General features: G+C 70.2%; 14 protein-coding genes. 7 read left to right on the forward strand and 7 right to left on the reverse strand.

Going from position 1 to position 21,731, the window contains the following annotated elements:
- Positions 1–130: 130 nt before the first annotated feature.
- The 6 genes from WA640_RS18750 to WA640_RS18775 all read left to right on the forward strand — a co-directional run bounded on the left by WA640_RS18750 (position 131) and on the right by WA640_RS18775 (position 8,715).
- Positions 131–4,564 carry a HAMP domain-containing protein gene (locus WA640_RS18750; RefSeq protein ID WP_106364321.1) on the forward strand — a complete coding sequence of 1,478 codons (4,434 nt, stop codon included), beginning with the start codon at positions 131–133 and terminating at the stop codon, positions 4,562–4,564.
- Positions 4,561–5,115, forward strand: coding sequence for a response regulator (locus WA640_RS18755; protein ID WP_106364320.1), 555 nt, complete (start codon positions 4,561–4,563; stop codon positions 5,113–5,115). Before WA640_RS18750 ends, WA640_RS18755 begins: the two co-directional genes overlap by 4 nt.
- A gap of 319 nt (positions 5,116–5,434) precedes the next feature.
- Positions 5,435–5,809 carry an STAS domain-containing protein gene (locus tag WA640_RS18760; protein ID WP_335989592.1) on the forward strand — a complete coding sequence of 125 codons (375 nt, stop codon included), beginning with the start codon at positions 5,435–5,437 and terminating at the stop codon, positions 5,807–5,809.
- Positions 5,806–7,179 carry a PrsW family intramembrane metalloprotease gene (locus WA640_RS18765; RefSeq protein WP_335989595.1) on the forward strand — a complete coding sequence of 458 codons (1,374 nt, stop codon included), beginning with the start codon at positions 5,806–5,808 and terminating at the stop codon, positions 7,177–7,179. The genes WA640_RS18760 and WA640_RS18765 overlap by 4 nt, the downstream gene beginning before the upstream one ends.
- A 468-nt stretch (positions 7,180–7,647) precedes the next feature.
- Positions 7,648–8,154, forward strand: coding sequence for a tRNA adenosine deaminase-associated protein (locus WA640_RS18770; protein ID WP_106364316.1), 507 nt, complete (start codon positions 7,648–7,650; stop codon positions 8,152–8,154).
- 12 nt (positions 8,155–8,166) lie between these two features.
- Positions 8,167–8,715, forward strand: coding sequence for a nucleoside deaminase (locus WA640_RS18775; RefSeq protein ID WP_335989598.1), 549 nt, complete (start codon positions 8,167–8,169; stop codon positions 8,713–8,715).
- Between the two features lie 150 nt (positions 8,716–8,865).
- Here the strand turns inward: WA640_RS18775 and WA640_RS18780 are convergent, their stop codons facing one another.
- The 7 genes from WA640_RS18780 to WA640_RS18810 all read right to left on the reverse strand — a co-directional run bounded on the left by WA640_RS18780 (position 8,866) and on the right by WA640_RS18810 (position 18,593).
- Positions 8,866–11,019, reverse strand: a complete 2,154-nt coding sequence (locus WA640_RS18780; protein WP_335989601.1) for a (Fe-S)-binding protein — start codon at positions 11,017–11,019, stop codon at positions 8,866–8,868.
- Positions 11,020–11,359: 340 nt separating this feature from the next.
- The gene (locus tag WA640_RS18785; protein WP_335989603.1) at positions 11,360–12,517 is read right to left on the reverse strand and encodes a pentapeptide repeat-containing protein; all 1,158 of its coding nucleotides are present in this window, start codon (positions 12,515–12,517) and stop codon (positions 11,360–11,362) included.
- A 50-nt stretch (positions 12,518–12,567) separates the two neighbouring features.
- Entirely contained in the window at positions 12,568–13,644 is a 1,077-nt protein-coding gene (locus WA640_RS18790) for a LacI family DNA-binding transcriptional regulator (RefSeq protein WP_106364308.1), read from the reverse strand.
- Positions 13,645–13,675: 31 nt separating this feature from the next.
- On the reverse strand, positions 13,676–15,100 hold the full coding sequence (locus WA640_RS18795) for a GH1 family beta-glucosidase (RefSeq protein ID WP_106364307.1): 1,425 nt from the start codon (positions 15,098–15,100) through the stop codon (positions 13,676–13,678).
- Positions 15,101–15,102: 2 nt separating this feature from the next.
- On the reverse strand, positions 15,103–16,035 hold the full coding sequence (locus tag WA640_RS18800; RefSeq protein WP_335989606.1) for a carbohydrate ABC transporter permease: 933 nt from the start codon (positions 16,033–16,035) through the stop codon (positions 15,103–15,105).
- A complete protein-coding gene (locus WA640_RS18805) occupies positions 16,032–16,967 on the reverse strand; it encodes a carbohydrate ABC transporter permease (protein ID WP_106364305.1) in 936 nt (311 codons plus the stop codon). Before WA640_RS18805 ends, WA640_RS18800 begins: the two co-directional genes overlap by 4 nt.
- A gap of 282 nt (positions 16,968–17,249) precedes the next feature.
- The gene (locus tag WA640_RS18810) at positions 17,250–18,593 is read right to left on the reverse strand and encodes an extracellular solute-binding protein (protein ID WP_335989608.1); all 1,344 of its coding nucleotides are present in this window, start codon (positions 18,591–18,593) and stop codon (positions 17,250–17,252) included.
- Positions 18,594–19,115: 522 nt separating this feature from the next.
- Between WA640_RS18810 and WA640_RS18815 the strand changes: the two genes are divergently transcribed.
- Positions 19,116–21,731 carry a glycoside hydrolase family 48 protein gene (locus tag WA640_RS18815; RefSeq protein ID WP_335989610.1) on the forward strand — a complete coding sequence of 872 codons (2,616 nt, stop codon included), beginning with the start codon at positions 19,116–19,118 and terminating at the stop codon, positions 21,729–21,731.

A 21,731-nucleotide genomic window follows, 5' to 3' on the forward strand; every position in this document is an offset into this window, starting at 1 on the left:
TAACCGACGCATTTCTTCACGTGACGTGTCGTGACCGGATACCTCCCCCTGAGTAACCTGCCTTCACGTTTGCCCCCCGGTTGTGACACCCTGGAAGGGCCGCCTGTCTCCGCAGCTGAGGAACCATGCCATGACGGACACCGTTTCCCGTACAGCGAACCCGACCGACGAGTCCGACCTGCTCAGGAGCCTGGCCGATGCGCTGGGCGCCGTCGAGCGGGGCGACTTCTCGGTGCGTCTGCCGCGCGGGGAGGGCCTGGCCGGGGAGGTCGTCGACCGGTTCAACGCCGTGGTCGAGCAGGCCGACCGGCAGACCCGCGACCTCGCGCTCATCGCCCGCGCGGTGGGCCAGGAGGGGTCGTGGAACCACCGGCTCGTCATCGAGCACCTCGACGGCGGCTGGTCCGAGGGCGCCGCGAGCGTCAACCGGCTCGTCGAGGACCTGGTGCGGCCCACGACCGAGCTGGGGCGGGTCCTGGAGGCGGTCGCCGCGGGCGACCTGTCGCAGGAGGCGGCCCTGGAGATCGACGGGACGCAGCTGCGCGGCGAGTTCCGGCGCCTCGGCGAGACCGTCAACCGCATGGTCGGGCTGCTGCGGTCCTTCGCCGGCGAAGTCACGCGTGTCGCGCGCGAGGTGGGCACTGAGGGCCAGCTCGGCGGGCAGGCCGACGTCCAGGGCGTCTCGGGCACGTGGCGGTCGCTGACGGATGCGGTGAACACCATGGCGTCGAACCTGACCGAGCAGGTGCGGTCGATCTCGACGGTGACGCAGGCGATCGCCTCGGGCGACCTGAACCAGAAGATCACCGTCAAGGCCTCCGGCGAGGTCGCCGAGCTCGCCGACACCATCAACTCCCTCACCGAGACCCTCCAGGTGTTCGCGGGCGAGGTCACGCGCGTGGCGCGCGAGGTCGGCACCGAGGGGCGCCTGGGCGGCCAGGCGGACGTGCCGGGCGTCTCGGGCACGTGGAAGGACCTCACCGAGTCGGTGAACGACATGGCCTCCAGCCTCACCGACCAGGTCCGCGACATCGCGAAGGTCACCGGCGCGGTCGCGCGCGGCGACCTGAACCAGAAGATCGCCGTGTCCGCGCAGGGCGAGATCCTCGAACTCAAGACCACCGTCAACACGATGGTCGACCAGCTGTCGAACTTCGCCGACGAGGTCACGCGCGTCGCGCGCGAGGTCGGCACCGAGGGGCGCCTCGGCGGGCAGGCGCAGGTGTTCGGGGTCTCCGGGACCTGGCGCGACCTGACGCAGAACGTGAACCAGCTCGCCGCGAACCTCACCGAGCAGGTCCGCAACATCGCGAAGGTCACCAGCGCCGTCGCCGCGGGCGACCTGGGGCAGAAGATGACCGTCGACGCCAAGGGCGAGGTCGCCGAGGTCAAGATGACCGTGAACACGATGGTCGACCAGCTGTCGCGGTTCGCCGACGAAGTCACCCGTGTGGCCCGTGAAGTCGGATCACAAGGCCGACTGGGCGGCCAGGCGGACGTGCCGGGCGTCTCGGGCACGTGGAAGGACCTCACCGAGAACGTCAACCTCATGGCCGCGAACCTGACGAGCCAGGTGCGGAACATCTCGTCGGTGGCCTCCGCGGTCGCCTCCGGCGACCTGAACCGGCAGATCACCGTGGACGCCCAGGGCGAGATGCTCGAACTGAAGTCCACGATGAACTCGATGGTGGCGCAGCTGTCCCAGTTCGCCGACGAGGTCACCCGTGTGGCCCGCGAGGTCGGCACCGACGGGAAGCTCGGCGGCCAGGCGAACGTGCAAGGGGTCTCCGGGATCTGGGAGGCGCTCACCGACAACGTGAACTCCATGGCCTCCAACCTGACCAGCCAGGTGCGGAACATCTCCTCGGTGGCGAGCGCCATCGCCCGCGGCGACCTGAGCCGCCAGATCACCGTCGACGCGCAGGGCGAGATGCTGGAGCTGAAGTCGACGATGAACGCGATGGTCGACCGGCTCTCGTCGTTCGCCGACGAGGTCACGCGCGTCGCGCGCGAGGTCGGCACCGAGGGCCAGCTCGGCGGGCAGGCGAACGTCGCGGGCGTCTCGGGCACGTGGAAGGACCTCACCGACAACGTCAACTCGATGGCGACGAACCTGACGCTCCAGGTCCGCAACATCGCGGAGGTCACCACCGCGGTCGCCCGCGGCGACCTGAACCAGCAGATCACCGTCGACGCCCAGGGCGAGTTCCTGGAGATGAAGAACACCGTGAACACGATGGTGGACCAGCTGTCGAGCTTCGCCACGGAGGTCACGCGCGTCGCCCGCGAGGTCGGCGTCGAGGGGAACCTCGGCGGGCAGGCCGAGGTCGCCGGGGTCTCCGGCACCTGGCTCGCCCTGACCCGCAACGTGAACTCCCTGGCCGCGACCCTGACGCTCCAGCTGCGCGCCATCGCGAACGTCGCCCACGCCGTGGCCCGCGGCGACCTCACCCAGTCGGTGGACTTCGAGGCCGCGGGCGAGATCGCCGACCTCACCGAGTCGATCAACCAGATGATCACCGCGCTGCGCGACAAGACCCGCCAGAACACCGACGCGGACTGGCTCAACTCGAACCTGGCGCGGATCTCCTCGCTCCTCCAGGGACGCCGCGGCGTCGAGGAGGTCACGCGGATGGTCCTCGACGAGGTCACGCCGCTCATCGACGCGCAGACCTCGACGTTCTACGTGCGCCACGAGGACGTCGCCGGGCACGTCACGTACCGGCTCAATGCCGTGTACGGGCACCCCAACCCCGGCGAGAAGAAGCTCATCGAGGACAACGAGGGCATGGTCGGGCAGGCCGCCGCCTCCAAGCGGACCATCCACCTGCACGACATCCCCGAGGGCTACCTGGAGATCTCCTCCGGGCTCGGGCAGGCCACCCCGACCGACCTGATCATCCTGCCCGTCCAGTTCGGCGACAAGGTCCGCGGCGTCATCGAGTTCGCCTCGTTCAACACCTACTCCGGGCTCCACAAGCGGTTCCTCGACGCGCTCGCGCCGAACGTCGGCGTCACCCTCGCCACCATCGAGGGCAACGCCCGCACCGAGGTGCTGCTGCGCGAGTCGCAGCGGATGGCGCAGGAGCTGCGCGCCCAGTCGAACCGGCTCCAGGAGACCAACGTCGAGCTGGAGGAGAAGGCGCAGCTGCTGTCGGCGCAGAACAAGGCCATCGAGCTGAAGAACGAGGAGGTCGAGACCGCCCGCAAGGACATCGAGGAGAAGGCCGACCAGCTCGCGCAGGCCTCGAAGTACAAGTCGGAGTTCCTCGCGAACGTCTCGCACGAGCTGCGCACCCCGCTGAACTCGCTGCTGCTGCTCGCCAGGCTCCTGTCGGAGAACACCGACGGGAACCTCTCGGAGCGGCAGGTCGAGTTCGCGCGCACCATCTACAACGCCGGCACCGACCTGCTCACCCTCATCGACGACATCCTCGACCTGTCGAAGATCGAGGCCGGGCGCATGGTCGTGTCCGTGCACCCGGTGGACCTCGCGGAGGTCCTCGGCGACATCGAGGCCGCGTTCCGGCCCCAGGCCGAGGACAAGGGCCTGGAGTTCAACGTGGACGTCGGCACGGGCGTGCCGCAGCTCATGCAGACCGACGGGCAGAAGTTCCAGCAGGTCCTGCGCAACCTGCTGTCGAACGCGGTGAAGTTCACGCGCGTCGGGTCCGTGACGCTCGCGGTGCGCCGCGTCCCCGCGGACCTCCGCTTCGACGCTCCGCACCTGAACGCCGCCGCCGAGCGGATCGCCTTGAGCGTCATCGACACCGGCATCGGCGTCGCCGAGGCGAAGAAGTCGATCATTTTCGAGCCGTTCCAGCAGGCCGACGGCACGACCCGCCGCAACTTCGGCGGCACCGGCCTGGGCCTGTCGATCTCCAAGTCCCTGTCGAACGCCCTCGGCGGCGACGTGTTCATCGAGCACACCGGCGACCACGGCTCCAAGTTCACGTTCGTGGTGCCCGTGGAGATCGACGCCGACGGCGAGCTGCCGCTCGTCCCCGCCGAGCTCCCCGTCCCGGTGGTGGAGCCCGGGATCCTCACCGGCGCCCCCGAGACGCCGTCCTCGTCCGCGGCGGCGCAGCACCTGGAGGGGACCACGGTCCTCATCGTCGACGACGACATCCGGAACGTGTTCGCGCTGACCGCGGCCCTGGAGCTGCACGGCATCGACGTCCACTACGCCGAGAACGGCGCCGACGGCATCGACGCGCTCCAGCAGCACCCGGGCATCGACATCGTCCTCATGGACTCGATGATGCCGGGCATGGACGGCAACGAGACCACGCGCGTGATCCGGCGCATGCCGCAGTTCGCGGACCTGCCGATCGTGTTCCTCACGGCGCAGGCGCTCGCCGAGCAGCGGGAGCAGTCCGTGGAGGCCGGCGCGAGCGCGTACCTCACCAAGCCCGTGGACCTCGACCTGCTGCTGGACACCATGTCCCACTGGATCGGCTCGAACGGCGCGGGGCGGGGCGGCGCACACGGCGCGGCACCCGCGGGCCGCCGCCGCGGCGCCGGGCGCGACAATGGCGAACCGACCTCTGGAGGCACCGCATGAGCACCGCCCGCGTCCTGCTCGTTGACGACAGGTCCGAGAACCTCCTCGCCCTTGAGGCGATCCTCCAAGGGCTGCCCGTGAACACGATCGCGGTCACCTCCGGGGAGGAGGCGCTCAAGCGGCTGCTCTCCGAGGACTACGCGGCGATCCTCCTCGACGCGCAGATGCCCGGCATGGACGGCTTCGAGACCGCCCGCCACATCAAGCAGCGCGAGAAGACCCGCCACACCCCGATCATCTTCCTCACCGCCGCCGACCGCGACGCGCACCTGGCGATGCGCGGCTACTCCGTCGGCGCCGTCGACTACATCACGAAGCCGTTCGACCCGTGGATGCTCCGCACCAAGGTCAAGGTGTTCATCGACCTGTGGGCGCAGGGCCAGGCCCTCCGCCAGACCTCCGAGCGCACCAAGGACCTCCGCGAACGCGAAGGCCACCTCACCCACCGCCTCGACCTCGCCCGCGACGCCCTCGCCGCCTGGCAGGAGGGCCGCGACACCGACCCCGAGATCGAACGCATCCTCGCCCTCCTCGAACCCGGAGCCGCCTGACCGCCCTGCCGATTCCCGGGCACCCCGGCTGGCGGGGGGCGCGAGCTCCCCCGATACTCAAGCCTCCCTCGCGGGTCCGACAATCCGCCGCGCCGCAGCGTGTTCGAACCGTAGCCCGCCCGGCGCCCCGGCGCGGACCGCGCGTCCCGTTCGCGGGCACGCGGAATGACGGGGGGCGCGAGGCCCCCGATATTCAAGCCTCCCTCGGGGGTACGACAATCCGTGACCCGGCGTGCCCGGATTGCAACCGCGACAACGATTCGCGTTCGTGATGCACTCGGGCCTCCTGCCCCGGCGGAAAATCGGCTACGGTTGTGCCGTGGTGCACCAGAAGCTCGACATCTCGGTATACCGCGAGTCGAACGAGACGATCGTGGCGTTGACCGGCGAAATCGACCTCCACACCGCCCCCCGTCTCACCGGCGCCGTCGACGCCGCGCTCGCGGACGACCCCGTGCGCGTCGTGCTCGACATGCGCGGCGTCACGTTCTGCGACTCGCGCGGCCTCGGCACCCTCGTGATCCTCGCCAGGGCCGCCGCCCGCTCGCGCGCCGTCCTCGTCCTCGCGAACCTCGGCGACTTCCTCAAGCGCCTCCTCGCCGTCTCCGGCATCGGCGACCACTTCGTCATCCGCGAAGACCCCGACGACCCCGAAGGACCCGGCACCGACGCCGACCGGGAGCGCGCCCGATGAACCTCGCCCTCTCCGACGCCGCCCTCACCCTCATCACCGTCCTCGGCATCGCCGCCGGACTCGCCATCACCGGCGCCGCCCTCGCCTGGTCGGGCCGGGCCCGCGGCAACCGCGGCCTCACCGTCACCGGCGTCGCCCTCCTCTTCGCGGGCGGCCTCACCGTCCTCGGCTGGGCCATCGTCGACGGCTCCGGCGCCCGCGCCGCCGCCGTCGGCCTCGTCGCCGCGCTCCTGCCCGCCCCGCTCCTCGTCGGCACCTTCATCTGGCTCGGCCGCTACCGCCGCCGCCCCTGGCTCGTCCTCGCGTTCTGCTTCGGCTGGGGCGCCTGCGTCGCCACCGCCATCGCCCTCGGCGTCAACACCGGCGCCGCCTACCTCCTGCACCGCAGCGGCCTCGACCAGAACCTCGCCGCCGTCGTCTCCGCCCCCGTCATCGAGGAGATCGCGAAACTCCTCGGCCCCCTCCTCGTCTACTGGACCGCCCGCCGCCACCTCACCGGCACCCTCGACGCCATCGTCTACTGCGGACTCGCCGGGGCCGGCTTCGCCGTCTCCGAGAACGTCCTCTACGCCTCCGGCGCCTACGTCTCCGGCGCCGCCCTCGGCGACGCCGCCGGCATCGCCCAGGTCACCATCCTCGTCGTCGTCCGCGGCCTCGCCACCATGTTCGCCCACCCCCTCATGACCGGCCTCTCCGCGATCGGCCTCGGCCGAGCCGCCCGCCTCCCCGGCCGCAAGGGCAAGCAGGCCGCCTGGATCATCGGGATGCTCCTGTGCGGCATGGGACTCCACGCCCTCTGGAACGGCTCCTCCGTCCTCGGCGTCGCCCTCGACCTCCCCGCGCTCTGGTTCGCCCTCTACCCCGCGTTCCTCGCGCCCCTGTTCTTCACCATGGTCGGCGCCGCCCTCTGGCTCCGCGCCGCCGACGCCCGCCGCACCCAGACCGCCCTCGCCCCCCTCGTCGCCGCCGCGCAGCTCTCGCCCCCCGAACTCGCGTCCCTCGCCAGCTTCTCCCGCCGCTCCTCCGCCCGCGCCTGGGCCCGCCGCTGGGCCGGGAAGCCCGGCGAGGACGCCATGAAGGACTTCCAGCGCGCCGCCGACGACGTCGCCGAGCAGTACGACCTCGCCGGCATCGGCGCCCCCTGGAGCGAGGCCGCCGTCCACGAAGGCGTGCACCGCATGAACACCGCCAGGACCGCCTACGCCGGACGCGACCCCCGCACCCCGCCCGCGCTGTGGGACGGCCGCCGCTACCACGTCGCCTTCCCCGACGGCGTCATGCGCCCCATCGACCCGCCCGCGCAGCCGGTCATGCCGCTGCCGCTCGCCCCGCCGCCGCCTCCCCCTGCGTACCCTGTCACCTATGCATGAGGGACCCATCGGGCCCACCTCCTGGACCGGCCCCGCCGCGCCCCCGGCGCGCACCGGGCGCCCCGTCTGGAGGGAGCCCCACCCCGTCCGAGTCGGCCCCGTGGCCGCGGGCGCGGCCCTGTGCGGCCTGTGGGTGCTCCTGTGGCTCCTGGCCTACGCCAAGGGATCCGGGACGGGGCCCCTGACTGGGGCGGGCTTCGCCTGGGTGACTTTGGCCGCGAGTACGATCGGGGCTGTCGCCGCAGCCGCGCTGGCGCGCTACGGTGACCGCGGAGCTGCGGTCGGCGTAGCCGCCGTCGCAGGGACTGCCGCTGGGGTCGCAGGGCTCTCATGCGAGCTGTATCTTTTGCTGACCGGCGATTGGATCCTGTGGTTACATCGACCGCGGGCCGCCACATCCTTCAGTAGGTCGTTCGAGCTGTCGCCACGCGCGACTGGTTCCATTGAGTGAGAAGACGGGGACGGATCGTGTCGTATTTCGCTGTGGCCGTGGGCCGCGAGGGCGGTGAATGGGAGGCCGCGGAGGTCGACCTCGACGCTGTTGCCGACGTCGAGGACGCGGCCGAGGTCATGCGTGAGGCTTTCCCTGACGCCGACCTCACGCTGCTCTTCGTCGACGCCGACGACGAGTACCTGACGGTGATGCGCCTCGACAACGGCGACGACCTGCGCACCTTCGGGTCCGACGCCGAGTACGCGTCGCAGTCGCGCCTGGGCGAGGCCCTCCTGGGCGACCTCGAACCCGAGGACACCGAGGAGATCGACTCCGAGGACGAGGAGTCCATCGCGGCCCGCCCGACCGAGCTCGACGCCGAGCCCGTCGGCGAGGCGGACCTCCTGGGCGACCTGGGCGTGCCCGGCTCGACCCTGCTCGCCCTGTGCGCCAAGGAGGGCATGATGCCCTCCGACGTGGTCTCCGAGGTCGCCAAGTCCGTCGGGTTCACCGAGGCCCTGGAAGACGCCACCGGCGCCTAGCCGGCCCCCGCAATGCAGTCCCGCCGCGAGGTCCACGAGCACTGGATGCGGCGCGCCCTCGACGCGGCGCGCGGCACCGGCCTCCCGGCGGGCCCGGAGGCGCACCCACGGCCAGGCAGCCCGGCACGCCAGGCCGAACGCACCCCCGCCGCGGCCCGGCCCGACCTCCCCGTCGGCGCCGTCGTCGTCGGCCCCGACGGCCGCGAGCTCGCGGTAGCCGCCAACGCCCGCGAAGCCCTCGGCGACCCCACCGCCCACGCGGAGGTCCTCGCGCTCCGCGCGGCCGCCGCCGTCCACGGCGACGGCTGGCGGCTCGAAGGCTGCACCCTCGTGGTCACCCTGGAGCCGTGCACGATGTGCGCGGGCGCCGCCGTGCTCGCCCGGGTGGGTGAAATCGTCTTCGGCGCTTGGGAACCCAAGACCGGCGCGGTCGGCTCCCTGTGGGACGTCGTCCGCGACCCCCGCCTCAACCACAACCCCGACGTCTACGCCGGCGTCCTCGAAGCCGAGTCCGCGGCGCTCCTGCGGGAGCACTTCGGACGGAGTCCGAACCAGCGGTAGAGCGGACGGAGTCCGAACCAGCGGTTCGGGCGTTTCCCGGCGCCAGCCTTCAAAACGGACAAACGAAGGACCCCCGATGCCAAGGGTGGCACGGGGGTCCGACAGTCGGCGCTCCGATCTTCCGGCGCTCCGGTGGTCTTCGGTCGCGGCCTACTCCGCCGGGGCGGCGGCCGCCTTCTCCGCCTTCACTTCGCGGCTCCTCGCGAGGAGCTGGGCGATGTCGATCACCTCGACGTCCTCGCGGCCCGCGTCGGCGACGCCGTCGCGGAGCATCGTGGAGCAGAACGGGCAGCCGACCGCGACCGTGTTCGCGCCCGTGGCGACGGCCTCGTCGGCGCGCTCGCGGTTGACGCGCTTGCCGAGCGGCTCCTCCAGCCACATCCGCGCGCCGCCCGCGCCGCAGCAGAACGAGCGCTCGGCGTTGCGCGGCATCTCGGTGACCTCCGCGAACGTCCCGAGCAGCTCGCGCGGCGGCGTGAAGATCCGGTTGTGGCGGCCCAGGTAGCACGGGTCGTGGTAGGTGAGCTTCCCGTCGTGCTGCTCGACCGGCGTGATCTTCCCGGCCTGCACGAGGTCCCCGAGGAGCTCGGTGTGGTGCACGACCTCGTAGTGGCCGCCGAGGTCCTCGTACTCGTTGCCGATGGTGTTCAGGCAGTGCGGGCAGGTCGCGACGATCTTCACCGCGCCGACCTCGTTGAGCGTCTCCACGTTCTGCTCGGCGAGCATCTGGTACATGAACTCGTGGCCGATGCGCCGCGCCGAGTCGCCCGTGCACGTCTCGGCCTCGCCGAGGACCGCGAACTTGACGCCCGCGTCGTGCAGCAGGGTCGCCACCGCGCGGGACGTCTTCTGCGCCTTCGGGTCGTACGCGCCCGCGCAGCCCACCCAGTACAGGTACTCGAAGTCCCCGCCCGCCTCGGCGATCGGCACCTCGAAGTCGAGGCCCTCGGCCCACTTGAGGCGCTGCGCGGGGTTCTCGCCCCACGGGTTGCCCTTGTTCTCCAGGTTGCGGAGCATCGTCTGGGCCTCGGCCGGGAAGTCCGACTCGATCATGACCATGTTGCGGCGCAGGTCCAGGATGTGGTCGACGTGCTCGATGTCGACCGGGCACTGCTCGACGCACGCGCCGCAGGTCGTGCACGACCACAGCACGTCGGGGTCGATGACCGTCCCGATGATCGAGATCGGCTCGATCTCCACGGTGTCCGTGCCGCGCTCCTTCGCGATGGCCGCGGCCTTCAGGTACGGCGCCTGCTCGTACAGGTGGTCGCGCAGGTCCGTGATGAGCTTCTTCGGCGACAGCGGCTTCCCGGTGTTCCATGCGGGGCACTGGGACTGGCAGCGCCCGCACTCGGTGCACGTGGAGAAGTCCAGCAGGCCCTTCCACGAGAAGTCGGTGATCACGTTGACGCCGAACGGGTCCGTCTCCGGGTCGGCCTGCTCGAAGTCCGCCGGCTCGCCCTTGACGAGCATCGGCTTGGCCGCGCCCAGCGAGACCGCTTGAGGGTTCCGCTTGAAGTAGATGTTGAAGAACGCCGTCACCCGGTGCCAGCCGATGCCCATCGACGGGTGCAGCGCGAGCATCAGGAAGAACGTCCACGACACGAGGATGTCGAGCAGCGCCACCAGGGTGATCGCCGTCAGCAGGCCGTCCTCGGAGGCGCCGCTCCACACGCCCGCGATGAGCGAGGAGACCGGGGAGGTCCACTCGTGCTCGATATCCCCGAGCGCGAGTTTGAACGTGCGGATCGTCATGTGCGACAGGACGATCGTGAAGATCGTGGCCTCGATGTAGAAGGCCATCCACTGCCGGGAGCCCTCGAACCGCGACGAGGAGCGCCGCTGCCCGGCGTCCGAGGCGGTGCCCTGCGGCGGCACCTTGTTCGCACGCGGCTGCCGCACCATCCGGACCGCGAACAGGCCGAGGATCGCCAGGCCGGTGAGCACCGTGAGGATCTCGGAGAACAGCAGCCACGGGCCCCAGTGGCCCACGATCGGGAGGGCCCAGTGGGGGTTGAGGACCTCGAAGTACGACTGCGCGAGGGCCGGGAACAGCAGGAAGAACCCGAAGAACACGGCCCAGTGCGCCAGGCCGACCCAGTGCCATTGGAGCATCCTGGTGTGCCCCAGGGACTCCCGCAGCATCGTCTTCACCCGCGTCCCGCGCTCGCCCTTCCGCGTCAGGTCCGGCGCCCCGAGCCTGACGAGCGCGAGCATCCCCAGCCCGGCGCGGACGAACAGCCCGATGGCGAACGCGGTGTACGCGAACGCGATCACGGCGGTGACGATCTGGACGACTCCCATGGCGGCCTCTCGACTGGTGTGTTCACACGTACTGCCCACGACAGTGCGGTGCTGCCGATCACCCTACATGTTACTGACCAGTAGCCGTCATGTCGAACGGCACTCTCGAACGGCACTGCCGATCCATCCCGCACCTCCCGGCCCCCGCCTGATAGGCAGAGGGAGCCCGGTCCCGCAAGACCGGGCTCCCATCCGCGCGGAGCGAGGGAGGGCCGCCCTGGGCGAGGTGCCGTTCGGCGGGTGAGACGGCCGAGCTCTCCGGTGAAGAGGCGAACGACCTCTACTCCGCCGCGGAGAAAGCGCGAGGAGCTGGGCCCCGGCATCTCACCGACGCCCGGCCCTACGGCCGTTCGGGGTCAGGGTCGGCCGGACGGTCTGGAACGAATCGCCACATGAAGCGGTCGGTGAATCCGGGGTGCGTAACACGTCGCCACCCCTCAGGAGTCACGTCGAACTCCTGATCCCGATCGAAGGACGCTCCTTCGAAGGTCGGGTTCGTGGCGAAGGTTGCGTTCGTGAAACTCGCGCGGTAGAAGGCCGCGTTCCCGAATTCCGCCCCTGATGAGAAGGTCGTGCTCGTGAAGTTCGCCAACCCATCGATATTCGTCCTGTAGAAGTTTGCATCCGCTGAAAAGGTCGAGTCCGTGAAGTTCGCCAACCCGCCGACAACCGTCTTGACGAAGCTTGCCTCCTCTGTGAAGGCCGCCCTTGCAAAGTTGGCGCTACCGGTGAAGGTCACGCTTTCGAAGTTCGCGTTACCCGTGAAGGCTGCATCCTCGAACGTGATCCAGTCGAGGACGGAAAAGCTGAAACGGGCGTGCCCGCTGAAGGTCGCGCCGTTGAAATCCGCCTCGACCAGATGGCAGTCCGAGAAGTCGATGCCCGACAGATACGCGTTTCGAAGATTGAGCCGATGGTGCGCCCAGACCGGCTCCCTTGTCTTACCGTCTCGCTGCATCAGCTTGCGCTGCAAGACTTCCTGCGCGGTCAGTCGGACCTCCTGCTCGGGGTCGACGGCGTCCGCCTTTTGCTCGTACGGCATCCGCAGGTAGGCGCAGACCTCGTCGAGCACGATCTGCCGCAACTCTTCGTGCTCTTCCCCGAGACGTTCGAGGTTGTGCAGGCCGCCGATCCGGACCGTGGGACTCTCCGAACCCAGCTGTGCCACCGCTTGAATTCGCAGCTCGGTGATCCGCTGCTGGGTGCTGTGGTATTCGTCGTGCTGCTGCCTGCGGAAACTCAACACCAGGGCCGCCGCACCACCGAGGCCCGCCGCCACGGTGAGCGTGTTGCGGACCGTGTCCACCCGGAGCTGGGTGACCGCGATGTCGTGCTCCGCGGAGCCGTCGGCCTCGATGGAGTCGATCAAGCCGACCTGGACACGGTAGTAGAGCCAGCCGCCGGCCAGTACGACGGCAAAGGCCCAGAACAGGATCCAGTTGCTGATAGGGCGCGGTCGCCGCGGCCGCCGCGGCCTGCGCTGGAAGGGGAGGGGCATGTCGTTCATGGTAGGAGGCCCCGAGGGGATCCCGGGGCCTCCATTGCGCCCTAAGCGGACTCGCGGACCACGATCCTCGTGCCGAGGATCGTGACGAGGGGGCCGGCCTCTTCGCCGCGGATGCGGCCGCAGAGGAGGCGGGCCATCTCGCGGCCCATGGTCTCGGTGGGCTGGTGGACGGTGGTGAGGGGCGGCTCGGCGAATTCGGCGAGGGGGGAGTCGTCGAAGCCGACGAGGGCGAGGTCGTCGGGGACGGCGATGCCGCGCTCGCGGGCGACGCGGAGGGTCGCCATGGCGAGGGGGTCGGAGTTGGCGAAGACCGCGTCGAGGTCGCCGGCGGTGTCGAAGAGGTGGCGCGCGGCCTTGATGCCGCTGGCCTCGTCGAAGCCCTCGGCGACGGAGACGAGCCCCTCCTCGACGGGGAGGCGGTGGCCGCGGAGGCCGTCGCGGTAGCCGTTGAGGCGGTCGACGCCGACGGCCATGTCCTGCGGCCCGGCGATGATGCCGATCCGCTTGTGGCCGCGCTCGGCGAGGTACTCGACGGCCTGGCGGGCGCCCGAGCGGTTGTCGCAGTCGACGTACGCGACGGGGCGGAAGCCGACGGGCGTGCCGCACAGGACGATCGGGATGCCGGCGTCTTCGAGGCGCTCGGGGAGCGGGTCGCCGGAGTGGCTGGAGACCATCATGACGCCGTCGACGTGCTGGCCCATGAGGTAGGACTCCAGGTCGGTGCGGTTGCCGTCGCGGGGCGCGAAGGTGAGCATGAGCCGCATGTTCTCCTCGGCGAGCTGCTCGGTGATCCCGCGCAGCACCCCCGCGAAGAACGGCTCCGACCACAGCCACTCCTGCGACTCGGTGACGACGAGCGCCACCGTGTCGGTCCGCTGCGTCACGAGGGTCCTGGCCGCCTGGTTGGGGACGTACCCCAGCTCCTTGATCGCGGCCAGGACCGCCGCGCGCGTGTCCTCGGCGACCTTCGGGGAGCCGTTGATGACGCGCGAGACCGTGCCCCGGCCGACGCCCGCGTGGCGGGCGACCGTGTCGAGCGTGGGGCGGCCGCCGCTGCGCCTGCGGCCGGTGCGCTCGGCAGGCGCGCCGCCGGGCGCCTCAAGTCGGGTCTCGGTCATCGTGCATCACCTCGGGCTCTGTCGCGTGGAACTATTCTGCCTCACGGTTCGTACGGGCGCGTCGCACCAGGTCGCCGTACCAGCGTCCGGAGTCCTTGACGATGCGCTCGCCGGTCTCGAAATCGACGTACACGAGACCGAACCGCTTGGTGTAGCCCCAGGCCCACTCGAAGTTGTCGGCCAGCGACCAGGCGAAATACCCGACGAGCGGGACGCCCGCGTCGAGCGCGTCGGCGCAGGCCGCGAGGTGGCGCTCCACGTAGTCGAGCCGCTCGGCGTCCCGCACGCGCCCGTCGTCGAGCTTGTCGGGGAACGCGGCGCCGTTCTCGGTGACCGCGAGCCGCACCTCCGGGTAGGAGGCGTGGAGGCGGGTGAGGACGTCGGTGAGCCCCGACGGCTCGATCTCCCAGCCCATGTCGGTGACGGGGAGCCCCGCGGGCACGAACCCGATGTGATCGTTCGCAGGCCACGCGGAGCCCGCGCCGGTCGGCGCCGCGGAGGCGGAGGCGGAGCCGCCGTTGCCGGTGACGGTGAAGCGGCTGTAGTAGTTCACGGAGAGGACGTCGACGGGGGCGTTGATGAGCTCCATGTCGCCGTCGAGGAGGAACTCGAAGTCGGTGATCGCCTTGAAGTCCTCCACGACGTCCTCGGGGTAGGCCCCGCGCAGGGCCGCGTCGGTGAACCAGCGGTTCTGGACGCCGTCGACGCGGCGGGCCGCGTCGAGGTCGCCGGGCGCGTCGCTGGCGGCGTGCACCGGGTAGAAGTTGATGCCGATGCTCACCGTCGCCTCGGGGTCGGCGGCCTTGACGGCGCGCGCGGCGAGGCCGTGGGCGAGCATGAGGTGGTGGGCCGCGGCGATCGACTCGGCCGGCTCGCGGCGCCCGGGGGCGTGCTCGCCGGAAGCGTAGCCGAGGAACGCGGCGCACCACGGCTCGTTGACGGTGATCCAGTGCTTGACGCGGTCGCCGAGGGCGGTGTGCGCGATCAGGGCGAAGTCGGCGAACCGGAGCGCGGTGTCGCGCACGGGCCAGCCGCCCTTGTCTTCGAGGGCCTGCGGGAGGTCCCAGTGGTAGAGGGTGATCCAGGGGGTGATGCCCTCGGCGAGCAGGGCGTCGACGAGGTCGGAGTAGTAGCGCAGGCCGGCCGGGTTGACCCGTCCGTCCCCGTCGGGGCAGATCCGGGGCCACGACAGGGAGAACCGGTAGCTGTTGAGGCCGAGGGCCTTGACGGCGGCGACGTCGCCCGCGATGTTGCGGTAGGAGTCGATCGCGGTGTCGCCGTTGGAGCCGTCCACGACGCGGCCGGGCTCGTTCACGAACGAGTCCCAGATGGACTTCCCGCGCCCGTCGGCGCCGGTGGCGCCCTCCACCTGGTAGGAGGAGGTCGCCGCGCCCCACGTGAACCCGGCTGGGAACCGGGCCGCAAGCGCTGCGGCCCTTTCGATTTCGGTGCTCATAGTTACTTCGATGAACCTTCCATGATGCCGCTCACGATCTGCCGTCCGAACACGACGAACAGGATCGCGATGGGAATGATCGAGATCAGCGTGCCGGTGAAGATCATCGACAGGTCCGCTGACCACGTTGCGGTCGACAGCTGCCGGATGGCGAGCTGGATGGTGGGGTTCTCGCCGCTCAGCACCATGAACGGCCACAGGAACTCGTTCCAGTTGAGCATGAACGTGAGCAGTCCGAGGACGACCATCGCCGGGCGCAGGGCCGGGAGGACGATCCGCCACCAGATGCCGATCGTGGAGGCCCCGTCGATGCGCGCGGCCTCGATGATCTCGTCGGGCACGGCCTGCTCGACGTACTGGCGCATCATGAAGATCCCGAACCCGTTGATGAGGAACGGCAGGATGACCGCCTGGAGCGTGTCGAGCCATTCGAGCTCGACCATGACGATGTACAGCGGGACGATCCCCAGCTGCTGGAGCGGCACCATCATCGAGAACAGGACCGTGCCCATGAGGACCTTGGAGCCGCGGAACTTCAGCTTGGCGAACGCGAAGCCGCCGAGGGTCGAGATGAGCACGACCGAGAAGGTGACCGTGCCGGTGATGATCATCGAGTTCCGCAGGCCCAGCAGCAGGTTCGCCTCGGGGTCCGACAGGGCCTCGCCCAGGTGCTCCAGCAGGTTGGGGCCCGGCAGCAGCGCGGGCGGGAAGCCGGCGGCGTTCGCGGTGGAGGTCGAGGCGATGACGATCATCCAGTACAGCGGGAAGATCGACAGGGCCGCGACGGCGAGCAGGCCGAGCCGCGTCAGCACCGTGGGGGCGTAGACGCCCTCGCCGGACTCGACGGGGCGCCGCTTCTTCGGGCGGCGCGGGGGCTTGGGAGGCTGCGCCGGTGCGGCGTCGGCGGTGGGGCGGGGCGCGGTGGCGGTGCTCATTTGTTCCCCTGGATGCGGTTGACGATGAGGAAGTTGATCGCCGCGACGATCCCGATGACCAGGAACAGCAGCCATCCGGCGGCGGCCGAGACGCCGTAGTTGCCGTGCGTTCGGAGGATGTCGACCAGGACCATCGCCGTGGTCTGGTACTGCCCGTCGGTGCCGCCGAGGAGCCTGCCGGAGTCGAACATCATCGGCTCGACGAACATGGTCATGCCGCCGACGGACGACACGAAGACGGTGAAGATGAGGACCGGCTTGAGCTGCGGGATCGTGATCTGCCAGAACTGCTGCCGGGGCGAGGCGCCGTCGACGGTGGCGGCCTCGTAGAGGTTGCGCGGGATGGTCTGCATGGCGGCCAGGAAGATGAGCGAGTTGTAGCCCATCCACCGCCAGTCCACCATGGACGAGATGGCGATCCAGGAGCTCCACCGCTCGGCCTGCCAGTCGACCTTGCCGATGCCGACCAGCTCCAGGAAGCCGTTCACCATGCCGTACTCCTGGCCCCAGATGCGGGCGAAGATGACGCCGACGGCGACGACGGAGGTGACGATCGGCGCGAGGATGAGCATGCGCCACAGCATGGGCCGGCGCAGCCGCTTGTTCAGGGCGTTCGCGACCATGAGCGCGACCACGAGCTGCGGGACGGTGGCGAGGACGAACATGCCCAGCGTGTTGAAGACCGACCAGTTGAAGCGGTCGTAGTCGAACAGCAGGAACTTGTAGTTGTCCAGGCCCACGAACACCGGGTCGGCGCCGCCGAGCTTCCAGGCGTGGAGCGAGGCGTAGAGCGTGTAGCCCATCGGGAAGACGCCGAAGACGGCGAAGAGGATGAAGTACGGCGAGACGAGCGCGTACGGGGTGGCCTTGATGTCGGCCTTGGAGGCCCAGAGGCGCCACTTGGGCGATCGGGCCGCGGTTTCGGTGGTCATCGTGTTCCTTGCGGTCGCGAGCGGGTGAGGCTCATCGGCTGGCGCGGGCCGCCTCCGGAGGAAGCCGGCCCGCCGCGGGTTGGGGCGCGGCGGGCCGACACGGTGCCGCCGGGAGGGGGTGGAGACCGGGTCCTGGGGTGGTGCGTCGGGCCCGTGCCGGGCACGGCCCGCCGCGCGGTCTCGCCCCGGCGGCACGGGGCTCAGCGGAATCGGCATGAGACCGCTGGACCCGGGGCCGGTCCGGCGGCGGCAGGGTGCCGCCGGACCGGCCCGCGGGGGCGGCTAGAGGCCGCCGCCGGCGAGCTGGATCGCCTCTTCGGCCGCCGACTGGATCTCGTCGAAGGCGTCTTCAGGGGCGAACGTGCCGTCGACGACGCCGTTGAGCACCGTCTCGACCGCGCCCTTGACCGGCGGGTGGTAGTACGAGTAGGTCAGCGGCGGGAAGTTCTGGACCGACGCGGCCAGGATCTGGCCGGTCGGGGCGTCGCTGAAGTACGCGTTGGTGGAGTCGGCGACCTTCGGGTCCGCCTGCGCCTCAGGCGAGGACGGGAAGTTGCCGACGGCCTCGAAGACCTTGACCTGCTGCTCGGGGGCGCTCAGCCACGCGGCCAGCTCGGCGGCCTCCTCGGGGTGCGCGGACTGGGCGGGGACCGCCAGCCACGAGCCGCCCCAGTTCCCGCCGATCCCGGGGGCGGCGGCCATGTCCCACTTGCCGGCGTTGTCCGGGCCGGAGTTCGGCTCGATGACGCCCGAGGGCATCCAGCCCGGGCACGGCATGACGGCGAAGCCGCCCTCGGCCTGGGCCGCGATCCACTCCTCGCTCCAGGAGACGAAGTTGCCGATCGCGCCGATCTCGTTGAGCTCCAGGATGGTGTTGATCGAGCCCTGCGCGGCCGCGGAGTCGAGCGTCAGGTTGCCGTCGGCGTCGACGTACATCTCGCCGTCGCCGTTGCCGGCGAGCTGGCCCAGCAGCATGTTCTGGAGCTGGGTCGGGCCGTCGAGGAAGGCCACGCCGGTGTCGGCGTCGACGTACTGCTGGGCGAGGGCCTTGAAGCCGTCCCAGGTGGACCAGGCCGCCGCGAGCTCCTCGCGGTCGGTGGGCAGGCCCGCCGCCTCGAAGAGGTCCTTGCGGTAGCACATGCCCATGCCGCCGACGTCGGTGCCGAAGCCGACCTGGGTGCCGTCGGGGCTCTGGCCGAGCTCCCACTTCCAGTCGACGTAGTCGGACGCGCGGTCCGAGTAGTCCTTCAGGTCGTACCAGTGCGAGGAGTCGGAGAAGAGCTGGACGACGCCCTGCTCCTCGATCCCGACGACGTCGCCGGCGCCGGAGCCGGTCTCCAGGGCGGTCTCCAGGGTGGGGCGGAACTCGGCGTCCCAGTTGACGCCGTCGCCTTCGATGACCACGTCGATGTCGTCGTGGGCCGCCTCGTACTCGGCCTCCAGTCCGGCCTCGGTGTAGCCGAAGGTGCCGAACAGGGAGACGGTGAGCTGGATCTTGCCGTCCTCGGTCAGGCCGTCATCGTCGCCGTCGTCGCCGCCGCTGCACGCGGCTGCGGAGAGCGCCAGCGCGCCCGCGGCCGCGGCCGCGAGGGCGGCCCGGCCGTGCTGTCGGTTGAGGAGATGCATCTTTGCGGTTTCCTTCCAGGCGCTCGGGGCGCCGTGCTGTTGTCGAGGGGTTTGAGGGACTCGTTCCGGTTGGTGCACACGGCGGCGGTGGCGCGGGCCGCCATGAGTGCGCGGCGGCCCGCGGACTGAAACCGCCGAGGCGATCGCCCTTGGGAGCGATACCAGGATCGTACGGGAGCGTGTTCCATGACGCAAGCCCGGGTGTGAGGGTCATTACCGGATCGTTGCCTTCGTGATCATCTCGAACAGATCGAAGGTCGCGAATCCATAACTATGAATCTGGATCAACGACTCAATTAGCTGGGAAAATACCTGGCAAACGGCAACGGTTTGCCTCGTTGAAGGAGAAATTTAGGGATGTCAATGTATTGACATCCAGGGCTCCTGCTTGGGAGCATGGCCTGGGAGCGCTTCCGCATCCTGGTCCGATTCGTTCCACTCGTGCGATTCAACGACCGCGAACCCGGCATGAGCGCTCCCATGGAAACGGACATATCCACCCCATGCCTAGGAGTAGCCATAATGGAAACCGACAACCTGGCCCCGCCGCGCCGGCGGGGCCGTCGATGGCGCCGGACGGCGGCGGTGGCGCTGCCGCTCGCGCTCGTCGGCGCCTTCACCGCGGTGGCCGCGCCGTCGGCCTTCGCCGCCCAGTACTGCGGCGGCGTCCAGTACAACGTCGTCTCGTCCTGGGGCTCGGGCTTCCAGGCCAACGTGGTCCTCACCGCGGGCACGGCGGGCCTCAACGGCTGGGACCTCGAATGGGAGTTCCCGGCGGGCACCACCGTCTCCAGCGCGTGGAACGTCGACTGGCACCAGAGCGGCCGCACCTTCACCGGCGGCGACGTCGGCTGGAACGGCTCGATCGCCGCGGGCCAGAACAAAGAGGTCTTCGGCTTCATCGGGGCGGGCCCCTCCACCGCGCCGACGGGGATCAAGGTCAACGGCGAGTCCTGCGACGGCGCCGAGGAGCCCGTCGAGCCCGAGCTCGAAGTGAACCGCGCGAACGTCGTCGTCGACGCCGGGTCGACCGCCTCCGTCGAGGTCGGCTTCTCCGCCGCGACCGAGGCCGCCGCCACGGTCACCACGACCCGCACCTCCGGCTCCACCGACCTCTCGGTGTCCTCGGGCGGATCGCTCTCCTTCGCCGCGGGCGACGTGAACCCGAAGCCGATCGTGTTCAGCGCGGCCGCGGGCGCCGAGCCCGGCGAGTCCGCGGTGTTCACCGTGGCCTCCCCCGGCTACGCGTCCAAGACGGTGACGGTCACCGTCGCCGACATCGGCGAGGTCACGCAGAACGAGGAGCGCTTCCTCGCGATGTACGACCAGCTCACCGGGGCCGACTCGCCGTACCTGCACGAGACGGGCGTCCCCTACCACTCGGTGGAGGAGCTCATCGTCGAGGCGCCGGACTACGGCCACGAGACGACTTCCGAGGCCCTGAGCTACCTCCAGTGGCTGGAGGCCGCGTACGGCCAGGTCACCGGCGACTGGTCGGGCTACAACGAGTCGTGGGACATCACCGAGCAGTACGCGATCCCGGACCTGAACCCGACCGCGTACAACCCGTCCTCCCCGGCCTCGTACGCCCCGGAGTCCGACAGCGTCGAGGACTACCCGACGCAGCTGGACTTCAACGCGTCCGTCGGCACCGACCCGCTGGGCCAGGAGCTGCGGAACACCTACGGGAGCAACCAGGTGTACGGCATGCACTGGATCCTGGACGTGGACAACGCCTACGGCTTCGGCGAGTGCGGCGACGGGACCACCGAGCCCGCGTACATGAACACGTTCCAGCGCGGCTCGCAGGAGTCGACGTGGGAGACCGTCGCGCACCCCTCGTGCGAGACGTTCGACTTCGGCGGCCCCAACGGCTACCTGGACCTGTTCGTGGGCGACTCGCAGTACTCGCAGCAGCAGCGGTACACCGACGCCCCCGACGCCGACGCGCGCGCCATCCAAGTCGCGTGGATGGCCCAGCAGTGGGCGGCCGAGCAGGGCCAGTCGTCGACGATCTCCGGGTCGCTCGACAACGCCTCCAAGATGGGCGACTTCCTGCGGTACGCGTTCGCGGACAAGTACTTCAAGCAGATCGCGGGCGACTGCATCGGGATCAACAACTGCCCCGACGGCAGCGGCAAGAACTCGTTCCACTACCTGCTCTCCTGGTACTACTCGTGGGGCGCGGGCGCGAACGGCGACTGGTCGTTCCGCATCGGCGGCTCGGGCGTCCACCAGGGCTACCAGAACGTCATGGCGGCGTACGCGCTCTCCGAGGGCGGCCTGGAGCCGGCCTCGCCGACCGCGGCGAGCGACTGGGCGGCCAGCCTCGACCAGCAGCTGGAGTTCCTGGAGTGGCTCCAGGTCCCGCAGGGCTCGCCGGGCGCGGGCGCCATCGCGGGCGGCGCGACCAACAACTGGGGCGGCAACTACGGCAACCCGACCACGAGCGCCGAGTTCGAGGGCCTGTACTACGACGAGCAGCCCGTGTGGCACGACCCGCCGTCGAACCGCTGGTTCGGCTTCCAGGTCTGGGGCATGGACCGCGTCGCGCAGTACTGCCTGGAGACCGACGACGCGCGGGCGTGCGACCTGCTCGACCAGTGGGTGGCGTGGGCGCTGTCGGAGTCCGACATCTCCGCGACCGACTACAGCATCCCGGGCGACCTGGACTGGAGCGGCGAGCCGGGGGCGGGCCTGTCCGCCTCGGTGACCTCCATGTCCAAGGACCCGGGCGTGGCCGGGGCGTTCGCGAAGATCCTGTCCTACCACGCCGCGGCCACCGGTGACACCGCCTCGCAGACCGCGGCGAAGAACCTCCTGGACGCGCTGTGGGCCGCGAACGACGGCGTCGGCGTGACCCAGACCGAGTCCCGGGCGGACTACTGCCGCTTCGGCGACGAGGTCTACATCCCCGAGGGCTGGACCGGCACCATGCCGAACGGCGACGTCCTGGAGAACGGCGTCACCTTCATCGAGACCCGTTCCTTCATGAAGGACTTCGAGGGCTGGGACCAGGTCCAGGCGTACATCGACGGCGGCTGCACCGGCCCCGCGCCGGAGTTCAGCTACCACCGGTACTGGCACCAGGTCGAGGTCGCCACGGCGTTCCAGACCTACGCCGCGCTCTTCGAGTAA

Source organism: Glycomyces sp. MUSA5-2 (genome assembly GCF_037034145.1).
Taxonomy (GTDB): domain Bacteria; phylum Actinomycetota; class Actinomycetes; order Mycobacteriales; family Micromonosporaceae; genus Glycomyces; species Glycomyces artemisiae.